Source organism: Bacillus sp. FSL K6-1033 (assembly GCF_038630765.1).
In the GTDB taxonomy this organism is placed as follows: Bacteria; Bacillota; Bacilli; order Bacillales; family Bacillaceae; genus Bacillus; species Bacillus altitudinis.
The window spans coordinates 2,687,105-2,706,590 of the sequence record NZ_CP152041.1; the positions used below are offsets into that span (position 1 = coordinate 2,687,105).

Consider the following 19,486-nt stretch of genomic DNA (forward strand, 5'->3'; position numbering starts at 1 on the left):
TTTTTCTATTGGTTTTCACGAAGCTGCTTCATGAGAGACAGTGCCTCTTTAGATTTCTCCGCATACACAGGTATGAAGGCGACCATATCTCGGTGTAATCGAAAGGTATAGCCATTTAGCTGCTTTGTTCCTTTCTTGATTTGGACCGCATAATCGACTGTATTTCCCGTCTTTGCATCTTCCACCGTATATGGTCCTGCCCCTTCGCCATCTATCCGCATCTCTTCAAGCAGCTGAAAGCTTTCAGGGTCATCATATGTTCTAAACATTTCTTCCGGGACAAACATCACGTCCCCCTCTTTTGCAGTTATTTCAACAAGAAGTTTTTCAGGAATTGCAGGGAAGATGTGAACGTCGTATGTCTCCTGATTTGGTTGAAAAGCTTTCTCCACTAATTGGTCTTTCATTGCTTTTGACATGTCAGAAAAAATAAGGACATCAATCCCCTCTGTTTTCCCCTGACAGGCGGACAAATAAAAGGCAGCGATGAAGCTGAGGAGCCATGCCGCAGCCCTTTGATACCGCCTCATACCTTTTGAAACACAGACAGCTTTTCTAGTTCAGTTAACGCCATAATAAAAGCGCCTGCTCCATGCAAATCATTCGTGCTCCGCTCTCTGCCAACGTAATAGTCATAAAATCCCGCAGATGTTCCAATACAAATATCGTTCACCGTAAAATCGCCGTTGTCTTTTTCCTTCGTTTTATATTGAATCAATCCTTGATACGCTTTGACCACATGATCAACATATCGAAGACTGACATATCCTTCATTCATGGCTTTTGCCATCGCATATATGAATAGACATGACCCTGAGCTTTCAAGCCAATTGTCGCTATGACTTCCTTTATCAATGATTTGATGCCATAGACCCGTTTCGTCGTCCTGATATTTTGCCACACTTTCCAGCATATCTGTCAGTGTGTCCTTCCACACTTTTCGTCCTTCATGTCCTTCTGGTAAATCTTCGATCATATCGGCTAACGCAAGGACATACCAGCCAAAGGATCTTGCCCAAAATTCTGGGGAACAACCCGTCTGTTGATCAGCCCATGGCATCACTTTCCGTTCATCCCATGCGTGATAGTAAAGGCCCGTTTTTTCATCTTTGGTATGCTTTCTCATGAGATGCTCTTGATGGATGACCATGTCCACCAGCTCCGATTCTCCTGTCAACTGGGCATACTTTAAAGCAAAAGGCCCACCCATATAAAGACCATCTAGCCACATTTGATAGGCATAATTGTCTTTATGCCAGAAACCGCCCTCAGACGTGCGATTCAGCGTCCGGTAAAGCCCCCGAAGCTTTTCTGCTGCCTTCCCATACCGCTTCTCTCCCGTTCTTTCAATCAGCGGGAATAAAATGAGCCCTGCTTGAATGGCATCAAGCTCGTCTCTGCGGAATAACAGATTCCCATGGTCATCAATGAGTGAGTCAGCATAATTTTTCACATAATCAAAGTACGCCTCGTTTTCTGTTGCTTCGTAAAGCTTCATCACTCCGCAAAGGAAAACCCCTTGATGATAGTGCCACCTTCCAGCTGGCGGAAGTTCAATCGGTGTATACGCTTTCATTATTGTTTGTGCTAATTTCTCTGCATGCTCAAGCGGTGATCCCTTTTCAATCGATAATGTCATTGGTCTTCATCTCCCCTTTTAATAAATCCCTTCTTCTCCAAACTTCTTCGCTAAACGGTTCGCCATCATGACCAAAATAAGTCCAACGGCTGCTTTAAATAAACCAACAGCGGTACTATAGCTGAATTGTCCTTGCTTCAGACCAGCTGTATACACATACGTATCAAAAATCTCTGCAACTTCCCTGTTGGTCGCATTGAGTAATAAATAGACATGTTCAAATCCAAGCTCTAATGTATCACCGATTTTTAAAATGAGTAGTACAACAATGACACTTTTAATCGCAGGAAGGGTGATGTGCCACATTTGTCTGAGTCTGCCGGCTCCATCCATTTTTGCTGCTTCATATAGCTGCGGATCTACTGCTGTAATCGCTGCAAGATAAATAATGGTTGACCAACCCGCTTCTCTCCAGATTACCTGCAAAATGTACATGGGTCTAAACCATTCTTGACTAAGAAGGAAGTTAATCTTTTCTCCTCCGAAGAAAGCAATCAATTCATTGATTAACCCGCCATCTACCGTTAACAAAACAAAAGATAAGGACACGACAATCACCCATGACATGAAGTGAGGAATATAAATCATTGTCTGAACAAATTTCTTAAACAGTGCCAATCTGACCTCGTTTAAAAGAAGGGCTAATAAGATTGGAATCGGAAAGAAAATCACGACATTCATGGCAAATAAAATGAGCGTATTTTTTAATAAGATGAAAAATGTTGGTTCTGTAAATAAGCGAATAAAGTGTTTGAAGCCAACCCACTCACTGCCAAGAATTCCGAGAAACGGCTGGTAATCTTGAAAGGCAATGATCAGCCCCCACATAGGGACATATTTAAAGACAAGAAAATAAAGGAGCCCTGGCAAAATCATTAAATACAGAAATTTTTGACTAAGTAATTGGTTAAGTAAGCGCTTTCTCTTTTCTTTTTTCAAAGCTGCCGCAGGCACACCCTTGGCAGTGACATCCTGTGTTTTCACAGATAAAGCCTCCCCTCATGCTGATGCATGTGTTAACTGTATCTTAAGGATGAAAAATCCGTCTACAATCATATCATCAGATCATATTTACTCAGGGGAAGCTACTCAAAACGTTACATAAAACATAAGAAAATGATCCTAATCTCAGAAAATGATTATTGACAAACCTACCAGATTTTTGGATTAATAAATTAAGGGGAAAAGATTGTTTCGTTTGAAATGGGGGGTTTTATGAAAAGAAAGCAGTATAAATTTTATTACAAGCTGGTGACGTTTTTTTTCGTGCTTAGTACAATTCCTGTTATTATTGTCGGTATTTTTTCTTATCAGCATTCGCAAAAAACTGCACTCGAAAATATTTCAAATGAAAAGCTGGACAGCGTCAAACAAACGCAATCCAATATTGAGCATATTCTAAAGACAGTAGATCATTCTCTCACTCACTATGTCAGTTCGCCGCCTCTCCTTCAAACACTGGCAGAACCTTTAAATCCAGACCAATTCCAACTTTATAATCAAGTCCAGCAAGAACTGAATTACCTGCAAACCTTCGACACCGATCTCTCCAATATTACACTTGTTAGTAAAATGGAAGATTGGTATATGAACAATTCTGGTCTTTATCATGTCTCAAACGGAGATCAAGAGAAAGCGTTAACCTCTTACCTCAATATTCCGAGTCATTCCAGCTGGGCACTTGAAGAAAATAATCCACTTGTCTCAACAAAAGAAGGAAAGACATCCTTTTGCAAATACAATGTGAATTTAATCAAGCAGCTTCCGATGAACAGTGTCCAAAAGAAGGGGATCGCCGTCGCCAGCATTCCAAGCTGCATGATTGCTGACAACATGCCTGACTTCTCTCAATCTGATAGTATGTTTGTCATTGATACAAACGGAAAAGTGCTGCTACATAATCGAAAAGAACAAATTGGTGACTCGTTAAAAAATCAAGATTTCGTCAAACATGTCCTGTCACTTGAAGAACGATCCGGACAATTTGATATGAAAATCGATGAACTAAACTATCAAATTACGTTTCAAAAATCAGATTATAACGAATGGACATACTTATCCTTTGTCTCCATTCCAGAACTAAAGCAGCAAACGAAATCAATCGGGTGGATCACCTTTATTATTTGCTTTATTTTGTTAGCGCTTTCATTATTATTTTCATGGTTTGGCTCTAGACACTTTTATAAACCGATTCGCTTATTATACGAATCCTTTGCACGTAATGAGTCGTTTTTGCATAAACAGCCTTTCCAAAATGAATTTGAGCTCATCGAATCGAGCATTAAACAAATGAAAGATCAAAACAATGATCTAGAGGAACGGATTGAGCAGCAAGTGACCCACTTACAGCAATACTTTATGGTGCGGCTGCTGCTTGGCAAACTGACGGAAGAAGAGATTCACAACCGATTTCAAAGTCTAGGCTTTCCTCGTGACTGGTCCCATTTGTCCATGCTTGTGACCCAAATCGATACACTAAAAGGAACGCCGTATGAAAAAAAGGATGCAGACTTGCTTTTATTTGCGATAAACGGACTGATTGAGCAGATTATTCCGCTAGAGGAGCACCTTCAGCCGACCGTTGTCAATCAGCATCAAACGACGATTGTTCTCAATCAATCGAAGTCAAAAGAGGAATTTACTGAATATTTAAATCAATTAGCCGAAACAATTCAGCAGCGGATTGAGGAAGAGCTGGGCTTATCGATCAGCATTGGGATCAGCCGCCCATTTAAAGAGTTACCTATGGCCAAACATGCTTATATTGAAGGGAAAGAAGCCCTAAAATACAGGCTCAAAGCAGAGAAAAAATCCATTCTTTTATACGAGCACATTCAGCAAGGAAAGACGTTTAAGACTCATTTCCCAAAACAGCTGCAGCATGATTTATTTGATGCCATTAAAGCAGGCGATCAAGGCAAGGCAGATCACTATTTACATGTGCTTCTGCAATCCATTTTTTCTAAAAATGCTGGACCACATGAGTACCAGATTGCTCTCGCTCGTTTTTTAAACAATCTCATCGAGCTGATGCATTTGCTAGGCATTGAATTGTTTGAAGTCGAAGATAATAAAATGCTCTATGATACGATCTTTGAGTTTAAAACGTTTGAAGATACAGAAGCGTGGCTGAAACACGAGATCATTCGACCCATCATTGATCAGCTCGGCGCGCGTGAAGACTCTCAATATAAAAATATCTCAGAGAAAATCATTCATATCATTCATCAAGAATTTGACTCAGATCTGACATTAGACGAAATCGCTACACGCCTGCACTACAATCCAAATTATTTAAGCAGTATTTTCAGAAAGGAAATGGATATCTCCTTTAGTGAATATCTCTCGTCTTACAGACATCATGTCGCCAAAAACTGGTTGGTGGAGACGGATATGTCGGTGAAAGAAATTTCGGAAAAGCTAAAATATAAAAATCCGCAAAATTTCATCCGCTCCTTTAAAAAGCTGGAAGGCACAACACCTGGGAAATACCGCGATCAGAAAAAAGGCACATAAAGCAAAGTCCCGCTCTCACAAGAAGCGGGACTTTTTTATTTAAACTGTTCATTTAGAATACTGTCTTCCAGCACTGAAAGCGGCTCGCCATACACTCGTTCAATATGGGCTGCCCCCCAATCACATAACGCATTCAAAATTCGCTCAAGTGACTGTCCGTATTCACTTAATTCATACTCCACTTTAGGCGGCACTTGTTCATATACAATGCGGTTAATCACACCGTCATTTTCAAGCTCTCTCAGCTGCTGTGTGAGCATTTTTTGCGTGATATTTGGCATGAGGCGCTTCAGTTCACTCGTCCGCTTTTTCCCATGTGTTAAATGACATAAGATGACACACTTCCATTTCCCGCCGATCACTTCAAGCGTTGCCTCCACAGAGATATTATATTTCTTCTTTTCCAACGTCTCTTCACTCCTTTTGATGCTGTACAGGCACTTTTTAGTACCTATATTACAAAAAAGTACGTACTTTTTTTTCTGTCATCTATGTTAGATAATAACTCTTGCCGATCGGCTTCGTCTATTAAAATGTCATGAAAGAAGGATGTGAATCACTATGCAAAACAAACAAAATCACTTTGCCCTTCTCGCACTAGCGATTAGTGCATTTGCTATAGGTACAACTGAATTTATCTCTGTAGGTCTCCTACCGATGATCTCAGAGGACTTTGGCGTGAGTGTCAGTCAGGCCGGCTGGACCGTTTCTTTATATGCGCTCGGTGTTACCTTTGGCGCACCAATTCTAACCTCCCTGACTTCCGCTATGAACAAAAAGACATTGCTTTTGCTCATTATGCTCGTCTTTTTGATCGGAAATACACTCGCCACGATTGCCCCGACCTTTTCTGTACTCTTAATCGGACGAGTGATTTCAGCCCTATCACATGGCGTATTTATGTCGATTGGTTCGACCATTGCCGCAAGCCTTGTGGTGAAAGAAAAGCGGGCAAGCGCTATTGCCTTTATGTTCACTGGTTTAACAGTCGCTACTGTGACCGGTGTGCCATTCGGTACGTTTCTTGGTCATGAGCTCGGCTGGCGGACGTCATTTGGTGTGATTGTCATGATTGGCCTAATCGCACTGATTTCTAACTATTTCCTTGTTCCGTCTCAATTGAAACAGGGCGTAAAAACAACGTTTAAGGATCAAGCAGCCTTATTAAAGACGAAAAGAATTTTGCTTTTATTTGTCATTACTGCTACAGGGTATGGAGGAACTTTTGTCGTCTTCACCTATTTATCCCCTCTCTTGCAGCATGTGACAGGTCTTGCGCCTGGAATAGTTGCCTTGATCCTGCTGTTATACGGGATGACCATCGCCGCTGGGAATGTCATTGGCGGAAAAGTAGCGAATAAACAGCCAATGAAGGCACTGATTTATATGTTTATCATTCAAAGTCTCATCTTGTTTATCCTTAGCTTTACTGCTGGATTTATGACACTCGGGATTGGAACTGTGATGCTGATGGGACTGTTTGCTTTCATGAATGTACCCGGCCTTCAAGTTGCCGTCGTTGATTTTGCAGAAAGGTATACACCTGGAGCTGTCGATGTTGCTTCCGCTCTGAATATCGCTGCCTTTAATGCAGGTATCGCCATTGGTTCATTTTTAGGTGGCATCGTGACAGATACCCTTGGGCTTGTGCATACCGGCTGGGTTGGCGGCATCATGGTGCTCATGGCGGCCATACTCACGATGGTGAGTCATCAAATCGAACAAAAAGAATACAAACAAACCATTTAAAGGAGTCTTTCATATGAACGATTTACAAAGTACAAAAACATTAAACAACGGCGTCCGCATGCCAGGATTTGGTCTTGGGGTCTTTCAGGTTGAAGAGGGAACGGAATTAATTGAAGCTGTTAAAACAGCCATTCAATTAGGATATCGCAGTATTGATACAGCTTCTATTTACGGCAATGAAGAAGGTGTTGGACGAGGCATACAACTTGGTCTAGCAGAAACAGGCCTTCGCCGCGAAGACATCTTTGTGACATCCAAAGTGTGGAATGCCGATTTAGGATATGAAGCGACACTAAAAGCATACGAAGACAGCCTGAAAAAACTTCAGCTTGATTACCTTGATCTGTATTTAATTCACTGGCCAGTTGAAGGGAAATACAAGGAAGCCTGGCGCGCGCTTGAAACGCTGTACCGTGAAGGAAAAGTCAGAGCAATCGGTGTGAGTAACTTCCAGCCGCATCATCTAGATGAATTATTGAAAGATGCGGACATCATTCCAGCGATTAATCAAGTCGAGTTTCATCCAAAACTCACGCAGGAAACGCTGTTTACGTATTTGAAAACACATGGTATCCAAATGGAAGCCTGGTCACCACTTATGCAGGGAGAACTGCTAAAGCACCCGCTGATCACAGAGCTTGCGGGCACATACAGCAAAACATCTGCTCAAATTATTTTGCGCTGGGATGTGCAAAAAGGCGTCATTACGATTCCTAAATCAACGAAAGCCCATCGTTTAAAAGAAAATGCCGATATTTTCGATTTTGTCCTATCTGATGAGGATATGAAGCGCCTGTCTGCCTTAAATGAAAATAAACGAATTGGTCCTGATCCAGACAACTTCGACTTTTAATGAAAACACCCCCGCTTTTTACTAAGCAGGGGTCTTCATGTTCATCATTTTGATTTTTTAAATGAAGCTTCATATTCTTCTATGATTTTATTTCCACCATTTGATTTCCACTTCTCTACATCTTTCTTAAATTGTTCTTCGTTGATATCACCAAGAATGAACTTATAGGTCGCATCATCGATGATTTTCTTCAATTCATTTCCTCGCGCTGATGCTGTTTCTGAATACAGGCTTTCAGCAGGGTTAGCGACAATGATGTTTTTATTGTCTTCTTCTAGCTCTTCATATTTTGTACGAACTGCATCGCCTTTATTTTTCAAGTAACGTTTATCAATCCCTACGAGGCTGACAAGCGGCTGTACATCTGTCTGCCAGCTTTTTATTTGGCTTTCTTCCCTCACAAATGTATTTCCATCTTGTTTGTTATAATGCTTTCCATCAATCCCATACGTCATGAGACCATACACGTCTTCTTCTGCAATGCGGTCAAAGAAAGCCAAAATTCTCTTTAACTCTGCTTCTGATTTGACGCTTGTTTTAGGGAAGGCGAAGATGCCATTATGGCCGCCTGATGCCCATACACGTTCTTTGCCATCTGGGCCTTTGATTCGGTTGATAATATCCACTTCCATATTCTTATCTGTTGCATCATCTCTTAAGTTCACTGCATCTACCATATTTCCAACATAGATACCCGCTTTTCCTTGTGAGAACAATTCTTGCTGCTGCGTTTTGCTTGTGACTGGGAAGTCTTTGTTTATATAGCCATTGTCACGCAACTTTTTCATATATTTCATTGTATTCATATACTCATCTGTCATAAAGTCTGGCGTAAATTTGCCGTTTTCTTCTTTCCAATCTGTTGGCATTCCTTCATAAGAACCGAGCGTTTTAAATGCACCGTAAATCAAATCGTTACGGTCTGTAAAACCAATTGTATCGTCCTTACCATTTTTGTTCGGATCTTTTTCAGTAAATGCCTTGGCTACTTCATAAAGGTCATCCAGCGTTTTAGGTGTATCCAAATTTAAATTTTCAAGCCAATCCTTTCGAATGACAATCCCTTGTCTTGAAAGTGGTCTCTCTCTATAAATGCCATAAAGCTTCCCATCGATAGAGGCATTTTTATTAATCAGTTCGTTCATCTTACTTAAATTTGGATAATCCTTTAAGTATGGACCGATTTCCCAGAACATGCCTGATCTGAACGCATTGATAGCAGATGAATTCTTAATGTCTTGAATCGTCACAATTTGCGGGAGGTTCCCTGCGGCAAGTGCTGAATTTAAACGGTCTTCTTTCACCGCATCAGGCACCCACGTAATATCAAGCTCTGTATTTGTGAGCTTCTCAATCTCTTCTAGCACTGAATCTTTCGGCGGCTGCTGATGATATAAAATCGCCATCCATGTCAGCTTCACCTTTTTGTCTAAATCAACCTTTTCATCTGATGAACTTGCCCCTTTACTTGAACAAGCTGACAGAATACCACTTGCGGCAAATAACAAAACAAAGGCAATCAGCCATAATTTCTTTCTCCCCATAAGATCCCTCCGTTATTCCATCTTTTTAACCCTTTACAGAACCTAGTAATGCCCCTTTGTTGAAATGCTTTTGAATAAATGGATAGACAAGCAGAACGGGAATGGTCGCCACGACGATGACCGCCATTTTAATAGTTTGGTCTGGCGGCGGTGTTGATGAGCCCATATCTGACATATCTCCCTGCATACCGCTTGATACAATGACGATTTGTCTTAACAGGACCTGAATTGGCCATTTCACCGAATCGTTTAAATATAAAATGGCTGTCATGTACGTATTCCAATACGTCACGGCATAAAAAAGTGAAATCGTCGCAATAGCTGGCAAAGAAAGTGGCAGTACGATTTTAAAGAAGATCCCTAAATCGTTACAGCCGTCCATCTTCGCTGATTCTTCAAGGCTTGCTGGTATGTTTTGAAAGAAGTTTTTCAAAATGATCAAATTGAATGCATTGATGGCCACTGGCAGAATGAGTGACCAGTAAGTATCAAGCAGCCCAAGTGTTTTCACGACGATAAACGTCGGAATCATCCCTCCGCTAAACAGCATCGTGAAGACAACGAGAAACATGAGGGTTCTTCGGCCCTTTAGCTCCTGACGAGACAGCCCATACGCCATGAGTGAGGATAAAAACATGCTGACCGCTGTTCCAACGAGTGTCACAAGAATGGATACAATCAGGCTGCGATACACAATATCTGTAGAAAAGATATAGCGATAGGCCTCTAGAGAAAACGTCGTTGGAAACAAAATAAACTTCTTTGAGATGACCTCTTCTACTGTCGCAAAAGAGGCGGCAATGACATGGATGAACGGGAGCACACATATTAATGCGAACATGAGTAGAAAAGAGTAATTAAATACATTGAACAATCGGCCTTTAATAGAACGATCTATGTTCATCACGCCCTTTCTTTGTAAGCGTTATCATTTCGTCTGAACATAAGCTGCAGCCTTTGACGATATCGTGATTAAAATGTAACAAACGGGGGAAGAAAGCGTCTATAATCATCATGACAGACCACAGAGATGATCATGCCATTCGTGCTTTTAGCCTCATCAATGAAAAGAAAAAGATCATGAGCTAATGTCATGATTATGCCCTATGCCTGATCGTTTTCTTTCAGAATTTCTGCCGTATTGACATCTGGCCTGTAGCCTAACTCCTGCTTCGTTTTCTCAGTAGACCAAGGTTTTCCTTCGTTTTCTGATACGGCATAATAAGTCCCGAATGGAACATCCGTTTCGATGGCAGCCTTGATCATGCCGAAAAGGTCTTCATGTGAAAGAAGCGTTCGTTTCGTTCTTTTTTTGGTGTGCAATCCTTCTATCTCGTCTGTCACGACGGTTCCAATTCTCAAATTGATGACAGACATACCTGTTTGATCGTGAAACAAACGCCCAAGCTGTTCGGAAGCAAATTTTAAAATGCCATACACATTTTTCGTTGCTGGTACATCATCAGTCGTAATTTCTCGCCCTAGTAAGGAGTGACCATCTTTTTCATAGCGATCTGTCACATGGTTACTGCTTGCAAAAATGACTTTTGGAATGCTTAACCTGGCCGCTGAACGAAACATATTATACGTGCTTATCCAAAACACATCATTCATTTTTGCAAACTCCTTTTCATTCATCACATCATGCGTCATGTCTATGTTTAAAAGATGAATGATCACATCTGTATCTCTTGGAATGGCTTGAAACAACTCCTCATCATTCGCCGCATTTGCAAAAATGACTTCTTCTACACATCTTGTTTGATCAATGATGGTCAGGTCATACTCCGAAGAGAGCTCTTTAGTTAATAAACGTCCGATGACACCACATCCGCCAATCATGGTGATTTTTTTCATCTGTTTCCTCCTTCATCTCTATCGGAGTAGTATGTCCATGCCGTCTATTGATTACAGCCACTTTTTCAAAAAACGTGTAGCCTCGTGGCGCATAGCAGCCGTTTCAAAATGACCTGCATGTAAACCTACAAGCTGATAACGTTCCTTTAAGGAAGCAGCTTGATAGGCTTGACTTAATGTCTGTTGAATTCGTCCAACACCTTCAGCAGGTGTAAGCTGATCATGCTTTCCAACTAAGCTTAAATGCGGTCTTGGGAAAATCATTTCTTGGATGTCAGCTGCTGTAAAGTGCTTAGCTAAGCTCGGTACATAATAGTAAAAACCGTGTCTATCTAAATGATTTGTTTCAATCAATGTGTGATGATCAACCTGTGCGCAAAGATCCACACACACACTGACCCTCTCATCAAGTGCTGCCGTCCACCATGAAAGAAGGCCGCCCATTGACATCCCAAAAACAGCTAAACGCTCTGGAAGCACATCAGAGCGGGACAGCAAATAATCAATTGCACACATGCTCTCATACAGCATCATGCCCCACATCACTTTTCCTGTTAACAGCATTTCTTTGAAAATTTCACTTTCTGTTCTTCCCCTTCTTTCACCAAATCCCGCGTGATCAATCGCCAACACACTATAGCCTTTTGAAGTGAATTCTTTCGCGTATGAAGGCGCTTGCAAATAATGAGCCCCCTTCAATAACTCTTCTTTCCCATCCACATAATTCCCACCATGAGAATGCTGAAACAAGACAACAGGTCTTTTTTTCACTGTATCTTTCGGCTTCACAAAATAAGCCGGAACTTCCTCCACTCCATGAATAGAGAGAATGAGTGTTTCTACTAAGTACGATTCACGTTCCTCAATCTTTAACGTATACGCCTCCACACGATGGCGCTCCGGCATTTCCCCTAATAAACTGAGCAGTTGTTCACGTTTGCTTTCCTTTTCCATTGACGTCACTCCTCATTTTCTTGATCAACTTGTTAAATACGAGATTGATGGAGGAATTACCTTGTTTTCGACAAAATTATGTCCCGGGAAATAAACAACACCCATCGGCTGATACCGATGGGTGCGTTCATTAGTTCGCGACAATATTGACAAGTTTTCCAGGAACCGCAATCACTTTACGGATTGTTTTCCCTTCAAGCTGTTCTTTTATCCGTGCATCATTTTTCGCAAGCTCTTCTAGCTGCTCTTTTGTTGCATCAGCAGGAACCGTTAATTTTGCTTTCACTTTTCCATTTAGCTGTACGACAATTTCCACTTCATCATCGACAAGTTTTGACTCATCATATTGCGGCCATGCTTCATAAGAAATAGACCCTTCATGACCAAGTTTATTCCAAAGCTCTTCCGCTACATGCGGTGCAATCGGAGAAAGAAGTTTCACAAATCCTTCTGCATATTCTTTCGGCAGTGTGTCAGCCTTGTATGCATCGTTGATGAACACCATTAATTGTGAAATCCCAGTATTGAAACGTAAGCCTTCATAATGATCCGTTACCTTCATGACGGTTTCATGGTAGCTGCGCTCTAATGCGCCGCCAGATTGCTCTGTCACTTTATCACTGATGGAGCCATCTTCATTTGTAAACAGACGCCATACACGATCTAGGAAACGACGAGCACCATCAAGACCTGTTTCAGACCAAGCAATCGACGCATCTAAAGGTCCCATGAACATTTCGTACAGTCTTAATGTATCTGCACCATGAGATTCTACGATATCATCTGGGTTGACAACATTCCCTTTTGATTTACTCATTTTTTCATTATTTTCACCAAGAATCATTCCTTGGTTGAACAATTTCATGAACGGTTCTTTTGTTGGAACAACACCAATATCATACAAGAATTTATGCCAGAATCGTGCATATAGCAGATGAAGCACAGCATGTTCTGCTCCACCAATATACACATCAACCGGAAGCCATTTCTTCAGCTTTTCAGGAGATGCAAGTTCTTCTGTGTTATGTGGATCAATATAACGTAAGAAGTACCAGCAGCTACCTGCCCATTGTGGCATCGTATTGGTTTCACGGCGTCCTTTTTTACCTGTCACTGGATCGACAACCTCTACCCAATCTTTAATATTCGCTAAAGGTGATTCACCTGTTCCGCTTGGCTTAATCTCAGTCGTCTTAGGCAAAATCAGTGGAAGCTCTTCTTCTGAAACAGCTGAAGATGTTCCGTCCTCCCAATGAATAATTGGAATTGGCTCTCCCCAGTAACGCTGACGGCTGAACAGCCAGTCTCTTAAACGATAAGTGACTTTCTTTTCACCTTTTTGATGTTCTTCCAGCCATGCAATCGCTTTTTCAATTGCTTCTTCTTTCCCTAAGCCGTTTAAGAAATCAGAGTTGATGTGCTTTCCATCACCTGTGTAGGCTTCTTTGTCAATGTCTCCACCTTCGACAACCTCTTTGATTGGAAGATCGAATGTTTTGGCGAATTCATAATCACGCTCATCATGAGCAGGAACTGCCATGATCGCTCCAGTGCCATATGTGGCTAACACATAATCTGCAATCCAGATCGGCATCTTTTCCCCATTCAATGGATTGATGGCATAAGCACCTGTGAAAATGCCCGTTTTCGTTTTAGCAAGATCTGTTCGCTCTAAGTCACTCTTAGACTGAATTTCTTTGATATATGCTTCAACTGCTTCTTTTTGAGCAGCTGTTGTAATTTTTTCAACTAGCGCATGCTCTGGTGCAAGAACGGCATATGTTGCACCAAATAGTGTATCAGGACGTGTTGTAAACACAGTAAACTGTTCGTCATGTCCTTCTACTTCGAAGTGAACATGTGCACCTTCAGAACGTCCAATCCAGTTGCGCTGCATGTCTTTGATGCTTTCAGGCCAATCAATGTCTTCTAAATCTTCTAATAGCCTGTCCGCATATGCTGTAATTTTTAGCATCCATTGCTTCATTGGACGTCTTTCAACAGGATGCCCTCCGCGCTCACTTTTCCCATCAATGACTTCTTCATTTGCAAGGACTGTACCGAGTGCTGGGCACCAGTTTACAGGTACTTCATCAATATACGCCAATCCTTTTTCGTACAATTTCAAGAAAATCCACTGGGTCCATTTATAATAATTCGGATCTGTCGTGTTAATTTCTCGATCCCAATCATACGAGAAGCCCAATGATTGAATTTGACGGCGGAAATTATTAATGTTCTCTTCTGTAAATGCAGCTGGATCATTTCCTGTATCCAGCGCATATTGTTCCGCTGGAAGACCAAATGCGTCCCATCCCATTGGATGAAGAACATCGTAACCCTGCATACGTTTCATACGTGATAAAATATCCGTTGCTGTGTATCCTTCAGGATGCCCTACATGAAGCCCTGCTCCTGATGGATAAGGAAACATATCTAGCGCATAAAACTTTGGCTTATCTTCCGAGTCAGATGTGGCGAATGTTTTATGTGTCAGCCAATAATCCTGCCACTTTTTTTCAATTTCCCGATGCTGAAAACTCAATGTGAAAACCTCCTTTAATATGTACGGCTTTATCTGCTCAGATGACCACTGCAAGAATTCAGATTTTTCTAAAATCAACAAAAAACCCTCATCCCTGGAAAGGGACGAGAGATTTTTTGGTTCCCGCGGTACCACCCTTGTTAGCGTCATGAACTGTTCATACGCTCACTTAATATCTTTAACGCAGACATGCGACAGAAGCTTTAACGCAACTGCAACTCTGAGGCGAGTTCAGAAGCAGATTTGATTGACTTTCACCAGCCGTCAATTCTCTAAAGACAAATGCTGCTTTCCTACTACTCCTCTTCACTGTTCTTATCGTAACCGTCATCTAAGTAGTATTTTATAGAATTATGATCATAAGTGCAAGCAGGTTTGTATACAATGGGAATGTACCCTAGACTAGGGTAAAGTGAGGATATTATTCGTGTGGAGATCGGTTATGACGGTTGGAGCCTGCATCCTGTGAACGTTCTTCTCTCACAAAATCGAAGCTTCGCAGAACTGCTTCTCCTCCGTAACCTGAAATAATGGATAAGATGATTAAGTGCAGACTAGATTCGGGATTTGAGGATAAGACAAGCAGTGTAGCAGCAATCATCCCAACGAGCCAATCTTCAATAAACCCTAGATAAATAAACTTCTTTGTCATTCTGGGCTTCTCTAGCCTGCCTTTTTTCTTTACGTGACCGAGAATGCCCATGACCCCTCCAATGGCGCAAGCAATAATGACTTGTTGCAGCATTTTCATCACCTTCCTAAAGCCCTTAGAATAGTAAAGCGACTTCAGGCTGTCCAGCCCCCTGTAATGCCATTCTGCTGTTCCGTCATAATCCATGTAAAAGGTCTATTCTCTCTAACGAAGAAAAAAAGCTTGTTTCTTCCATTATATGTGAATGACCCAAAAACAATCTTGATGCATTGGAATCATTTTCACCTAATCCATATTAACTATTTTTGTCATTTTATGAATTATCCTCAAATGATCCCTTCTTTTTCTAATGAAAAGTCTCCTTACTTACTCTATTCTAATGGAGGACAAACTATGATGACAAATTTAACAAAGCGATTGCAATCATTGAAACAGAACATATGTTATGTTACGTTTAAAAAGAATTCATTTGGTTTTAAAAAAAACCATCTTAAATGTCTGATAGTAGCAGCAAAGGAGGGTAATATGGTCAGCTCGAACATCTTCGGCTTGCAAAAACAGCTTGAACTCATAAAAAAAGCGCTGGATCATGCGCGGATTGGTGTTGTCATTACAGACCCTTCTTTAGAGGATAACCCTATCGTTTATGTGAATCATGGCTTTACACAAATGACTGGATATAAACCAGATGAGATTCTTGGACGTAATTGTCGATTCCTCCAAGGAAAAGACACAAATCAAGAGCAACTTGCCTTAATACGTCACGGAATTCAAAACAAAACACCTATTACCACACAGCTCAAAAATTATAAAAAAGACGGTACTTTTTTTTGGAATGAACTCAATATAGATCCTCTATACATTGAACAAGATGACAAAACATTTTTTATTGGCTTTCAAAAGGATATTACAAAGCAGAAAGAATATGAACAACTCCTAGAAGATTCCTTACAGGAAGTCACCTCTCTGTCGACGCCAATTGTCCCAATCAAAAATGGTGTTTCCGCTCTTCCACTCATCGGAAAATTATCAGAAGAACGCTTTGATGCCATCGTCGCGAAGTTAACTTGTATATTAGAAGATTCAAAGGATGATTATTTAATTGTCGATCTTTCTGGTTTAATTGATGTCGATGATTCCGTTGCAGCGCGAATTTTCAAACTGCATCACCTGCTGAACTTAACTGGAACTGAACTCATCATCACTGGGATCAAACCACAGCTTGCGATGAAAATGAAAGACTTAGATGCAGACTTTCAGAATACGATCACTTATTTAACGGTAAAAGAAGCAATCAAAGGATTGCCATTAGCTGAAAACCCTGTATAAACAGGGTTTTTTTAATTGAACCGCTCCCCAAAATGGAAAAATGAGGTATGATAGGTGTAAATAGTGATATAGGGGGGCTGCCAGATGATGATGTTACTCATCATAGGTCTTTTATGTATTTGTTTCGCCATAGGATATGCCGTCAATTTCTTATTACTTAAACACCAAAATCAACAAATCTTTTCAAAAAAACTCTTCTATCCTTTTTTGACCATTGGTCTTGTTTTTTCTATTATGTCATTACCGTTTGCCGGCACAGGTGCTCCGAAAGCACAAGCAGATCCATCTTCTGAACAGCTGCTGAAAGAGCAAAAACAATTAGCATCTGACATTTCTCGTCTAAAGGAAGACAAAGAAACGCTGACGGCCTCTTTAGAAGACGTGACCAAAGAAAAAGAAAAGCTATCCAAGAAATTAGAAACCATCACCTCCGAAAAGAAGACAGTCAAACAGCAAGAAAAAACCATCCATGAGCTTGAAGAGAAAATAGACAAGCTCACCTCTACAAACGAAACACTCAAAAAAGAACACCAGAAAGTAAACAAAGACACCACGTCATCGGCCCAGCGATCTGCTCCTAAAGATGATGGGTCGAATACTGGCGGTCATGAGTCACAAAAAGAAACAAAAAAAGAATCTGCCGCCTGTAATATTAAAGGAAGTGTCAACGGCATATATCACACACCGAGCAGCAGATACTACTCACGGACAAAAAACGTGACCAAAATGTTCTGCTCCGTAGAAGAAGCTGAGCGTGCAGGGTACCGGGCACCAAAGCAATAAACATCTTTTGACGATAAAAAAACCTCCTGTCAGCCCAATATAGGTACAGGAGGTTCTTCTTTAAATTTCTCTTCTTAATGCTGTTAATACATTCGTTTTTGTCGCCTTACGTGCTGGATTGAGTCCAGAAATAATGGCAACTCCTGCACTAATCACTGTTGCTGTGATCACAAGGCTTAGCGGAATATAGGAGAAGGTGATCGAGAATTGATCACTTGATCCCCCTTCAGACATGGAAGACAAAATTGCTGGAATGATTAAATTCACTGCAAAACTAACGATGTACGAGATGATGATCCCGATGATCGATCCAATCACCCCAATATAAGCACTTTCCATGAGGAACATTCGCTTAATAATGGAAGGATTCGCACCGATGGCTTTCATGATCCCAATCTCTTGTGTCCGCTCTGTTACGGCCATTGTCATCGTATTGAAAATGCCGATCGCCGAAATAATTACCGCAATACATCCAACAAAGATGAGTCCAATTTTAAAGACTGTAAAGAACATATCCATTCCTTCAAGCTGATTCGTCACAGAGATGACTTGATAGCCGTCATCTGTCAGCTTATCTGTGAGCGCACCGACATTGTCGAACTTATCAGCATAGACAGACGTCATTTTTTCGACATTTCCTGCATCAGGAGACAGATCGAGCACTTGACTAAATTCTTTTTCATAAGCATTCGGAATAAGAATTTTATGATCCTGCTGCCACTCCAAATTCGGTTTCTTCAATACACCGACGACACGGAAATCGAACGTCTTTTCTTTCACCACTTCATTTTCTTCATTCAGTTTTGGCACCTTGATTTGAATGACTTTGTTTAAAATTTCCTTCGTATAGCCTTTTGGCTCTTCCGGTGTATCTTCACCATTTGATGTCTGATTCATTTCTTTTTCATAGTCTTTTCGTTCTTTTTCCGTCCAAAGTTGTTCTGCCATTTGATACCCAACTACAATTTCATTCGCCGATGTTGGGACTTTTCCACGGTCTAGTTCAAGGCCTGCCTCTTTTTCTTCTTTCATATCTGTCAGTACAGCCTGCGTATCACTTGAGCGATTATCGAGCTCGACGTGAACCGATGGAATGATTGACGTTCTTGCAACGACAGATTTCGCATGATCATATTTCTTTAAATCGTTAACCTTGACGTCACCTTTTTCTTTGCCTAACACTTTAATTTCTGTGATAATTTGTTGTTTCATGATTTCATCTTGAGCCGATTTTTGCAGACCAAAACCAACTGACGCTAGAACGATTAAGAAAGAGCATGCCATTGTCGTTGCAAGTATGGTCATAAACACACGCAATCTATTTTTCTTCATATTTCTTCTGATGAATTTGACCTGATCTCTAAATTTCAATGGACTGATCCCCTTTCTTTAATACACCATCATGAAGCTGGAACGTTGTGTCTGCGATTGAAGCGACTTCATCGTCATGTGTAATGATGACAAATGTAATTCCTTTTTCACGATTGAGCTGCTGGATAAAGGCCAGAATTTCGCCTTCAGTTTCTGAATCCAGACTGCCTGTTGGTTCATCCGCTAAAATAATAGACGGATTAAGGATCAAGGCTCTTGCAATACTCACACGCTGCTGCTGTCCACCTGACAGTTCATTAGGATAATGTCCTGCGTGATGTTCAAGACCAACTCGTTTCAGCATTTCCTTTACTTTCACTTTTCGCTCAGACGGCTTCACACCTTTTAAAGTGAGCGGAAGTTCAACGTTCTCATATGTTGTTAAACTCCCGATCAATTGAAAGCTTTGAAAGATAAAGCCAAAATGATCTAACCGAAAGTCTGCCCATTCTTTCTCATTAAAGCCGGTCACATTGGTGCCATCAACGATAATTTGTCCGCTTGTTGGCGTAATATATCCCGATATTAAATTCAGTAAAGTTGATTTCCCCGAACCGCTTCGTCCGACGATACATGCAATTTCGCCTCTTTTAATAGACAAGTCAATGTCTTTGAGCACAGGAATCTCGTTCTCCCTGCCCTTTTTCCCAATTTTAAACACATGATCTAACGATTGAATTTGAATCATCTCTAC

At 41.0% G+C, this 19,486-nt stretch carries 17 protein-coding genes and 1 other annotated feature; of the genes, 5 read left to right on the forward strand and 12 right to left on the reverse strand.

The window, feature by feature from the left end; translation table 11 throughout:
• Positions 1–5: 5 nt before the first annotated feature.
• Genes MHH31_RS13720 through MHH31_RS13730 form a run of 3 tightly spaced genes read right to left on the reverse strand, consistent with a single transcriptional unit; the run spans position 6 to position 2,623 of the window.
• Complete coding sequence (locus MHH31_RS13720) at positions 6–530, reverse strand: lipoprotein YteS (protein WP_342494897.1); 525 nt, start codon at positions 528–530, stop codon at positions 6–8.
• Complete coding sequence (locus tag MHH31_RS13725; protein WP_342494898.1) at positions 527–1,639, reverse strand: glycoside hydrolase family 105 protein; 1,113 nt, start codon at positions 1,637–1,639, stop codon at positions 527–529. The genes MHH31_RS13720 and MHH31_RS13725 overlap by 4 nt, the downstream gene beginning before the upstream one ends.
• Positions 1,640–1,657: 18 nt before the next feature.
• On the reverse strand, positions 1,658–2,623 hold the full coding sequence (locus MHH31_RS13730) for a sugar ABC transporter permease (protein WP_008343019.1): 966 nt from the start codon (positions 2,621–2,623) through the stop codon (positions 1,658–1,660).
• A 231-nt stretch (positions 2,624–2,854) separates the two neighbouring features.
• Here MHH31_RS13730 and MHH31_RS13735 point away from each other — a divergent pair, with 231 nt between their 5' ends.
• Complete coding sequence (locus tag MHH31_RS13735) at positions 2,855–5,155, forward strand: helix-turn-helix domain-containing protein (protein WP_342494899.1); 2,301 nt, start codon at positions 2,855–2,857, stop codon at positions 5,153–5,155.
• 35 nt (positions 5,156–5,190) lie between these two features.
• Here the strand turns inward: MHH31_RS13735 and MHH31_RS13740 are convergent, their stop codons facing one another.
• Positions 5,191–5,562, reverse strand: a complete 372-nt coding sequence (locus tag MHH31_RS13740) for a helix-turn-helix domain-containing protein (RefSeq protein WP_008343017.1) — start codon at positions 5,560–5,562, stop codon at positions 5,191–5,193.
• A gap of 154 nt (positions 5,563–5,716) precedes the next feature.
• Between MHH31_RS13740 and MHH31_RS13745 the strand changes: the two genes are divergently transcribed.
• Positions 5,717–6,904, forward strand: a complete 1,188-nt coding sequence (locus MHH31_RS13745) for an MFS transporter (RefSeq protein ID WP_342494900.1) — start codon at positions 5,717–5,719, stop codon at positions 6,902–6,904.
• Between the two features lie 13 nt (positions 6,905–6,917).
• Entirely contained in the window at positions 6,918–7,757 is an 840-nt protein-coding gene (locus tag MHH31_RS13750; protein ID WP_342494901.1) for an aldo/keto reductase, read from the forward strand.
• A 44-nt stretch (positions 7,758–7,801) separates the two neighbouring features.
• Here the strand turns inward: MHH31_RS13750 and MHH31_RS13755 are convergent, their stop codons facing one another.
• The 6 genes from MHH31_RS13755 to MHH31_RS13780 all read right to left on the reverse strand — a co-directional run bounded on the left by MHH31_RS13755 (position 7,802) and on the right by MHH31_RS13780 (position 15,408).
• On the reverse strand, positions 7,802–9,301 hold the full coding sequence (locus tag MHH31_RS13755; RefSeq protein ID WP_342494902.1) for an extracellular solute-binding protein: 1,500 nt from the start codon (positions 9,299–9,301) through the stop codon (positions 7,802–7,804).
• Between the two features lie 25 nt (positions 9,302–9,326).
• Positions 9,327–10,187, reverse strand: coding sequence for a carbohydrate ABC transporter permease (locus tag MHH31_RS13760; protein ID WP_098680761.1), 861 nt, complete (start codon positions 10,185–10,187; stop codon positions 9,327–9,329).
• A gap of 218 nt (positions 10,188–10,405) precedes the next feature.
• Entirely contained in the window at positions 10,406–11,158 is a 753-nt protein-coding gene (locus MHH31_RS13765; RefSeq protein WP_216896114.1) for an NAD(P)-dependent oxidoreductase, read from the reverse strand.
• A gap of 51 nt (positions 11,159–11,209) precedes the next feature.
• Positions 11,210–12,112, reverse strand: a complete 903-nt coding sequence (locus tag MHH31_RS13770) for an alpha/beta fold hydrolase (RefSeq protein ID WP_017367887.1) — start codon at positions 12,110–12,112, stop codon at positions 11,210–11,212.
• Between the two features lie 130 nt (positions 12,113–12,242).
• Complete coding sequence (leuS, locus tag MHH31_RS13775) at positions 12,243–14,657, reverse strand: leucine--tRNA ligase (protein ID WP_017367888.1); 2,415 nt, start codon at positions 14,655–14,657, stop codon at positions 12,243–12,245.
• A 97-nt stretch (positions 14,658–14,754) separates the two neighbouring features.
• Positions 14,755–14,976, reverse strand: a binding site (T-box leader).
• 102 nt (positions 14,977–15,078) lie between these two features.
• On the reverse strand, positions 15,079–15,408 hold the full coding sequence (locus MHH31_RS13780; protein WP_008343006.1) for a DUF4257 domain-containing protein: 330 nt from the start codon (positions 15,406–15,408) through the stop codon (positions 15,079–15,081).
• Positions 15,409–15,834: 426 nt separating this feature from the next.
• On the opposite strand from MHH31_RS13780, the gene MHH31_RS13785 reads away from it, so the two are divergent.
• Both MHH31_RS13785 and MHH31_RS13790 read left to right on the forward strand, forming a co-directional pair.
• Complete coding sequence (locus tag MHH31_RS13785) at positions 15,835–16,638, forward strand: PAS domain-containing protein (protein ID WP_342494903.1); 804 nt, start codon at positions 15,835–15,837, stop codon at positions 16,636–16,638.
• An 84-nt stretch (positions 16,639–16,722) separates the two neighbouring features.
• Positions 16,723–17,421 (forward strand): m protein repeat family protein, encoded by a 699-nt coding sequence (locus MHH31_RS13790; RefSeq protein WP_046344266.1) that lies wholly within the window; start codon positions 16,723–16,725, stop codon positions 17,419–17,421.
• Between the two features lie 60 nt (positions 17,422–17,481).
• On the opposite strand, the gene MHH31_RS13795 is transcribed toward MHH31_RS13790, so the two are convergent.
• Both MHH31_RS13795 and MHH31_RS13800 read right to left on the reverse strand, forming a co-directional pair.
• Positions 17,482–18,792 (reverse strand): ABC transporter permease, encoded by a 1,311-nt coding sequence (locus tag MHH31_RS13795; protein WP_342494904.1) that lies wholly within the window; start codon positions 18,790–18,792, stop codon positions 17,482–17,484.
• The gene (locus tag MHH31_RS13800; RefSeq protein ID WP_017367892.1) at positions 18,782–19,480 is read right to left on the reverse strand and encodes an ABC transporter ATP-binding protein; all 699 of its coding nucleotides are present in this window, start codon (positions 19,478–19,480) and stop codon (positions 18,782–18,784) included. The genes MHH31_RS13795 and MHH31_RS13800 overlap by 11 nt, the downstream gene beginning before the upstream one ends.
• Between the last annotated feature and the right edge of the window lie 6 nt (positions 19,481–19,486).

Excerpts from the sequence above, each read along its gene's own strand:
- MHH31_RS13720 (WP_342494897.1), bottom strand. The coding sequence starts at position 530 with ATGAGGCGGTATCAAAGGGCTGCGGCATGGCTCCTCAGCTTCATCGCT.
- MHH31_RS13725 (WP_342494898.1), bottom strand. The coding sequence starts at position 1,639 with ATGACATTATCGATTGAAAAGGGATCACCGCTTGAGCATGCAGAGAAA.
- MHH31_RS13735 (WP_342494899.1), top strand. The coding sequence starts at position 2,855 with ATGAAAAGAAAGCAGTATAAATTTTATTACAAGCTGGTGACGTTTTTT.
- MHH31_RS13745 (WP_342494900.1), top strand. The coding sequence starts at position 5,717 with ATGCAAAACAAACAAAATCACTTTGCCCTTCTCGCACTAGCGATTAGT.
- MHH31_RS13750 (WP_342494901.1), top strand. The coding sequence starts at position 6,918 with ATGAACGATTTACAAAGTACAAAAACATTAAACAACGGCGTCCGCATG.
- MHH31_RS13755 (WP_342494902.1), bottom strand. The coding sequence starts at position 9,301 with ATGGGGAGAAAGAAATTATGGCTGATTGCCTTTGTTTTGTTATTTGCC.
- MHH31_RS13765 (WP_216896114.1), bottom strand. The coding sequence starts at position 11,158 with ATGAAAAAAATCACCATGATTGGCGGATGTGGTGTCATCGGACGTTTA.
- MHH31_RS13770 (WP_017367887.1), bottom strand. The coding sequence starts at position 12,112 with ATGGAAAAGGAAAGCAAACGTGAACAACTGCTCAGTTTATTAGGGGAA.
- MHH31_RS13780 (WP_008343006.1), bottom strand. The coding sequence starts at position 15,408 with ATGAAAATGCTGCAACAAGTCATTATTGCTTGCGCCATTGGAGGGGTC.
- MHH31_RS13785 (WP_342494903.1), top strand. The coding sequence starts at position 15,835 with ATGGTCAGCTCGAACATCTTCGGCTTGCAAAAACAGCTTGAACTCATA.
- MHH31_RS13790 (WP_046344266.1), top strand. The coding sequence starts at position 16,723 with ATGATGATGTTACTCATCATAGGTCTTTTATGTATTTGTTTCGCCATA.
- MHH31_RS13800 (WP_017367892.1), bottom strand. The coding sequence starts at position 19,480 with ATGATTCAAATTCAATCGTTAGATCATGTGTTTAAAATTGGGAAAAAG.